The sequence below is a fragment of the Streptomyces sp. NPDC055189 genome (assembly GCF_053606765.1).
In genome coordinates this window covers 1-6,137 of record NZ_JBSGSG010000171.1, presented here as the reverse complement: position 1 = coordinate 6,137, position 6,137 = coordinate 1, and the positions used below count along the sequence as shown (strand labels likewise).

General features: G+C 70.1%; 6 protein-coding genes. 4 read left to right on the top strand and 2 right to left on the bottom strand.

From position 1 onward, the window contains the following. Positions 1-41: 41 nt before the first annotated feature. The gene (locus ACWFR3_RS46445; RefSeq protein WP_453740770.1) at positions 42-1,406 is read right to left on the bottom strand and encodes an alkaline phosphatase PhoX; all 1,365 of its coding nucleotides are present in this window, start codon (positions 1,404-1,406) and stop codon (positions 42-44) included. Between the two features lie 134 nt (positions 1,407-1,540). Then, entirely contained in the window at positions 1,541-2,635 is a 1,095-nt protein-coding gene (zapE, locus tag ACWFR3_RS46440) for a cell division protein ZapE (protein WP_453740769.1), read from the bottom strand. Positions 2,636-2,672: 37 nt separating this feature from the next. On the opposite strand from zapE, the gene ACWFR3_RS46435 reads away from it, so the two are divergent. From ACWFR3_RS46435 to msrB, 4 genes are all read left to right on the top strand, one after another. Then, complete coding sequence (locus ACWFR3_RS46435; RefSeq protein WP_453740768.1) at positions 2,673-3,437, top strand: pyrimidine reductase family protein; 765 nt, start codon at positions 2,673-2,675, stop codon at positions 3,435-3,437. A 144-nt stretch (positions 3,438-3,581) separates the two neighbouring features. After that, positions 3,582-4,055, top strand: a complete 474-nt coding sequence (locus ACWFR3_RS46430; protein WP_453740767.1) for an indole-3-glycerol phosphate synthase — start codon at positions 3,582-3,584, stop codon at positions 4,053-4,055. A gap of 136 nt (positions 4,056-4,191) precedes the next feature. Continuing rightward, positions 4,192-5,589, top strand: coding sequence for a UDP-N-acetylmuramate--L-alanine ligase (murC, locus tag ACWFR3_RS46425; RefSeq protein WP_453740766.1), 1,398 nt, complete (start codon positions 4,192-4,194; stop codon positions 5,587-5,589). 39 nt (positions 5,590-5,628) lie between these two features. Beyond that, on the top strand, positions 5,629-6,036 hold the full coding sequence (gene msrB / locus ACWFR3_RS46420; RefSeq protein WP_453740765.1) for a peptide-methionine (R)-S-oxide reductase MsrB: 408 nt from the start codon (positions 5,629-5,631) through the stop codon (positions 6,034-6,036). The last annotated feature ends 101 nt before the right edge of the window (positions 6,037-6,137 follow it).

The following is a 6,137-nucleotide window of genomic DNA, read 5'->3' as shown; positions in this document are numbered from 1 at the left end:
GGTGCGCGGCAGGACGCCGCGCACCCGGCCCACGGGTCGGATCAGGTCCGGTGCCAGGGCCCCGTCACGGCGAACGTCGTGCCGGGGGTGTAGCAGTTGACGTACATCGTGTCGTGGTCCGGCGAGAAGCAGACGCCCGCGAACTCACCCCACTCGGGCTCCTCGGGAGTGCCGATGTTCTGCGCGCCCCTGGCCATCGCGTAGACCTCGCCCCGCCGCGTCACGCCGTAGACGTGCTGCGCGCCGCCGCCGTCCTCGGCCACCATCAGGCCGCCGCTCGGCGCGAGGCAGATGTTGTCGGGGGACTCGCCCGGCAGCTGGATGTCGGTGCTCGGGCCGAAGACGATCACGAGGGTGAGACGGCGCTCGGAGGGGTCGTAGCGCCAGATCTGCCCGAAGTGGTCGCCCGCCGAGCCCTCCGCGCTGTGGGCGAACGACGAGACGAAGTAGACGGACGTGCCGCCCCAGTAGCAGCCTTCCAGCTTCTGCGCGTGGGTGATGCCCTTGGGGCCGAAGTCCTGGTTCCTGATGGGGGTCTGGGCGGCCAGCGGGTCCGGCACGTCGACCCATTCGATGCCCTTGAAGCTGGCCCCCGTCTCCTGGATCGCGGACAGGTCGGGCACGCCCGGCACCCGCATGGCCTGCAGCTTTCCGCCCGCCCGGAGCGAGCCGCGGCCGCCCTCGGGCTTCTTGGGCAGGAAGCGGTAGAAGAGGCCGAAGGGCTTGAGGAAGGCGTCCTCGGTCTCGTAGACGACGCCGCGCCGTGGATCGACGGCGATCGCCTCGTGCTGGAAGCGGCCCATCGCGGTGAGCGGCACGGCGCCGGTGCGGTGAGGGTCGACGGGGTCGACCTCGAAGATGAAGCCGTGGTCCTTGGTGTAGCCGTTCGTGCCGGCCTTGTCCTCGGTCTCCTCGCAGGTCAGCCAGGTGCCCCACGGGGTGGGCCCGCCCGCGCAGTTGACCGCGGTCCCGGCGATCGCGACACGCTCGCCGATGACGTTGTTGTGGCGGTCGAGTGCGAGCGCCGTACAGCCGCCCTTGCCCATCGGGTCGTAGGTGAGGCCCTTGACCGTGGGCACGCCGATTCTTCCGTTGTGGCGGTTCTCGTGGTTGCGGACGAGGTTGGTTCCGCCCTTCTTGCCGCGGAAGGTGGCCATGCCGTCGAAGTTGCTCGGCACCTTGCCCTCACCGGACGGCAGATCGCCGCCCTCCCGCGAGAGGACCTGGTAGCGGAAACCTTTCGGCAGATCGAGCAGGCCCGCGGGGTCGGGCACAAGCGGCCCGTAGCCTGCCTTGCCCTGCGCGGCGGCGCTTCCCGCGAAGAGTTCCGAGAGCGCGCCGGTGAAGGCGATTCCCGCACCCACCGCACCGGTACGGGCTAGCACCTGACGTCGTGTCGTGGACATAAAAGGTCGACCTCCTGCTGGCGGACAGGAACATGACCGGATGTGTGTACCACGCGCCTAGGCGTGCGGGAACCACGCGCGTAGCGGTGAGTCGTTTCGCTTTTACGAGGCGCGTTACACCTTTACGAGGCCCGTTACGCCTTTACGAGGCTCTTCGCGTCCCTCGCGAGCGCGGTGAGCCGCGATATCGCCCGGAAGTACTTCTTCCTGTAGCCGCCGTTCAGCATCTCCTCGCTGAACAGCTGGTCGAAGGGGACGCCCGAGGCGAGCACGGGGACCTCGCGGTCGTACAGACGGTCGGCGAGCACGACGAGGCGGAGCGCGGTCGACTGGTCGGGCACGGGCGTCACCTCGGTGAGGCAGACGGCCTTCAGGTCGTCGGTGAGCGCTCCGTACCGGCTGGGGTGGACGCGCGCGAGGTGGTCCAGCAGATGCGGGAAGTCGTCCAGGCTCGCGCCCTCGGTCGCGTACGCGGTCTTGGTGACCTGCTCCTCCGAGTACGGAGCCGGCGCCTCCGGAAGCCCCCGGTGGCGGTAGTCATCGCCGTCGATGCGCAGCGACTTGAAGTGGGTCGCCAGGCCCTGGATCTCGCGCAGGAAGTCGGCGGAGGCGAACCGGCCCTCGCCGAGCTTGCCCGGCAGCGTGTTCGAGGTCGCGGCGAGCGCCACGCCCTCGTCGACGAGCCGCGAGAGGAGCGAGGACACGAGCACCGTGTCGCCCGGGTCGTCGAGCTCGAATTCGTCGATGCAGAGCAGCCGGTGCCCGCTGAGGGTGCGCACGGTCTGCTGGAAGCCGAGCGCCCCGACGAGGTTCGTCAGCTCGACGAAGGTGCCGAACGCCTTCTGCTCGGGCGCCGCGGGCGTCGCGTGCCAGAGGGAGGCGAGGAGGTGGGTCTTGCCCACTCCGTAGCCGCCGTCGAGGTAGACGCCGCGGGGGCCGGAGGGGGCCGCGGGCTTCGAGCGCGCGAACCACTTCCGCTTCCCGGCGCCGGACGCGTGCGCCCCGCCGAGCCCGGCCGCGAAGTCACCGAGGACCCGCACGGCCTCGGTCTGGCTGGGCTGATCGGGGTCCGGTATGTACGTATCGAAGCGGACGGAGTCGAAGCGCGGCGGCGGCACCATCTCGGCGACCAGGCGGTCGGCGGGGACATGGGGCTCGCGGGCGCACAGCGACAGAGGAGCCGCTTCGGCTATGGGGCTCTGCCCGGGGGCGGCGGTAGAGGACGACACGGTTCCTAACTCTAAGCGCCGTGCAAGACTGCTGGACATGCGACGCCTGTTCCCTGTGACCGACCAGACAGACGAAACAGCAGTACGAGAGTGGGAGCTGGGGGAGCTGGCAGACGCGTACGCCTACCCCCCGGGCGACACCCCCTGGCTGCGCGCCAACATGGTGTCCACGCTGGACGGCGCGGCCCAGCACGACGGCCGCTCCCACCCCATCTCGAACGCCGCGGACATGCGGATCTTCGGCACCCTGCGCGCACTGGCCGACGTCGTGATCGTCGGCGCCGAGACGGTCCGCCAGGAGGGTTACCGGCCGGCACGGGAACGTGCGGACTTCGCCGGGCGCAGGGCCGGGGCCGGGCAGACGGTGGTGCCCGCGATCGCCGTCGTCAGCGCGAGCCTCAACCTGGATTTCACCCTTCCGCTTTTCACCGAGCCGCTGGTGCCCACGCTCGTGGTGACCGGCGCCGAGGCGCCGGCCGACCGGATCGCCGCGGCCGAGAAGGCGGGTGCCGTGGTGGTGATCGCGGGGGAGGGCGCCGTGGTCGAGCCCGAGCGGATCGCGCCCGCCCTGGCGGAGCGCGGCCTGACCCGGCTGCTCACCGAGGGCGGACCCCGGCTGCTCGGCCAGTTCGTGGCCGCGGAGGCCCTGGACGAGCTCTGTCTGACGGTGTCCCCGATGCTCACCGCGGGGGACGCGCAGCGCATCGCCTGGGGGTCCTCGGTGGCGGTGCCGGAACGATTCACCCTGGCTTCCGTACTGGAGGAGGCCGGGTTCCTCTTCACCCGATACCGTCAAACCTGACAATCAGCGGAATCAGCCGTTCCGTTTCGCTTCCGCTGGGCACACTAAAAGTCGCAGACCCCGTGCGGCCACGGGGCAGGATGGTTTCCGCAGGGGCTGTCGAGACAGACTCTCGGCAGCCCACGGATGAGAAGGGCGCCTGTCGTGTTCACAAGCGTATTGATGATCGAGAAGGCCCTGACCTCCGCCGACGTTGAGTTCGTCACCACCTTGCACGGCGAGGAGACGGTCACCTTCCGGGTGCTGCTCCAGCCCCGCGGCGACCAGGCGGACCGCCTGCTGCGGGCCATCGACGACGTGGCTCTGGGGGAGATCGACGAGGCGGCGAGGGAAGGGGACGTCCCCGAGGGGCAGGAGGCGGCGGCCCCCGCGCAGAAGGCCCTGGAAGTCTCGCTGGCCGCGTTGCGCGCGGCGGGCTGTGAGGCGCTTGGGCAGCTGATCGAGGATCATCCGCTCGATGCGTTGAAGCAGCTGGTGGATGAGGCGGGTGCCGATGAGGTCATCGTCCTTACCGATCCCCACTACGTGGAGGAGTTTTTCCACCGGGACTGGGCGTCTCGTGCGCGGCACAAGGTGGGCGTACCGGTTCTGAAGCTGTTCTCTCACGCGGAGGACTGAGCGCTGCTCCGGGTGCTGTGATCAAGCTGCGGGCCCGGTGGGGGCTGGTCGCGCAGTTCCCCGCGCCCCTACGGGGCGCAGGTAGTCTTGCCCTGCTCATCTGCCGTAAATTCTGGACTCTTGGGGAGACACACGTATGGCACCCGGCCTGCCCACCGCCATGGACCGACCGCACTTCATCGGCATCGGCGGCGCCGGAATGTCGGGTATCGCCAAGATCCTGGCCCAGCGCGGCGCCAAGGTCGCGGGCAGCGACGCGCGGGAGTCGGCCACGGCCGAGGCCCTGCGGACCCTGGGCGCCACGGTCCACATCGGCCACGACGCCGCGCACCTCGCGTCCGACGCGACCTGCGTGGTCGTCTCCTCCGCCATCCGCGCCGACAACCCCGAGCTGGCCCGCGCCACGGAGCTCGGCATTCCGGTCGTCCACCGCTCGGACGCCCTGGCCTCCCTCATGGAGGGCCTGCGGCCGATCGCGGTGGCCGGCACGCACGGCAAGACCACGACGACGTCGATGCTCGCGGTCACCCTCTCCACCCTCGGCCTAGACCCCTCGTACGCGATCGGCGGCGACCTGGACGCGCCGGGCTCGAACGCGCTGCACGGCGAGGGCGACATCTTCGTGGCCGAGGCGGACGAGAGCGACCGCAGCTTCCACAAGTACGCGCCCGAGGTCGCCATCGTCCTGAACGTGGAGCTCGACCACCACGCCAACTACGCGTCGATGGACGAGATCTACGAGTCCTTCGAGACCTTCGCGGGCAAGATCGTCCCCGGCGGCACGCTGGTGATCGCGGCGGACCAGTCGGGCGCGGCCGAGCTGACGAAGCGCGTGCGCGACGCGGGCGACCTGAAGGTCGTCACGTACGGCGAGTCGGAGGGCTCCGACCTCCGCATCCACAAGATCACCGCACGCGGCCTGACCAGCGAGGTCACGGTGATCCTGAACGGCAAGTTCCTGACGTTCACGGTCTCGGTCCCCGGCCGCCACTACGCCCACAACGCCGTGGCCGCCCTGGCCGCGGGCATCGCCCTCGGCATCCCCGCGCACAACCTCGCGTCGGCCATCGGCTCGTACACCGGCGTCAAGCGCCGCCTCCAGCTCAAGGGCGAGGCGGCCGGCGTCCAGGTCATCGACTCGTACGCGCACCACCCCACGGAGATGACGGCCGACCTGGAGGCGATGCGCTCCGCCGCGGGCGACGCGCGCATCCTGGTCCTCTTCCAGCCCCACCTCTTCTCGCGCACCCAGGAGCTGGGCAAGGAGATGGGCCAGTCCCTTGCCCTCGCGGACGCCTCCGTGGTCCTGGACATCTATCCCGCCCGTGAGGACCCGATCCCCGGCATCACCAGCGCCCTGATCATCGACGCGGCCGTGGCGGCGGGCGCCGAGGTACGGGCCGCGCACGACAAGACCGAGTCCGTGGCGGCCGTCGCGGGAATGACGAGGCCCGGTGATCTCGTTCTCACCATGGGAGCGGGCGACGTCACGGACCTCGGCCCGCAGATCCTGGCCGAGCTGTCGAAGCAGTAATGCGAAGCAGCACATCGAAGCAGTAAGGGGTTCAGTCTCATGTCGTACGACGTCGAGAAGCCGGACGAGCAGTGGCGCGCGGAGCTGAGCCCCTCGGAGTACGCGGTTCTGCGCCAGGCGGGCACGGAGCCCGCGTTCGTCGGTGAGTACACGGACACCAAGACCAAGGGCGTCTACTCCTGTCGCGCGTGCGGCGCGGAGCTGTTCACCTCGCAGGAGAAGTTCGAGTCGCACTGCGGCTGGCCGAGCTTCTTCGACCCCAAGGACACGGACGCGGTCGAGCTGCTCCAGGACTCCTCGCACGGCATGGTCCGCACGGAGGTCCGCTGCGCCCGCTGCGGTTCGCACCTCGGCCACGTCTTCGAGGGCGAGGGCTATGCGACGCCGACGGACCAGCGGTACTGCATCAACTCGATCTCGCTGACGCTGGCGCCCGAGGAGGGCTGAGCGGCTTTTTCACGTCATCGGCGCCCGGCAGCGGAAGAACGGTGGCGGGGGGCGGGGTGGGTGCGGGGCGGTGGGGATCGTCCCCTTGCAGGGGGTGGTGT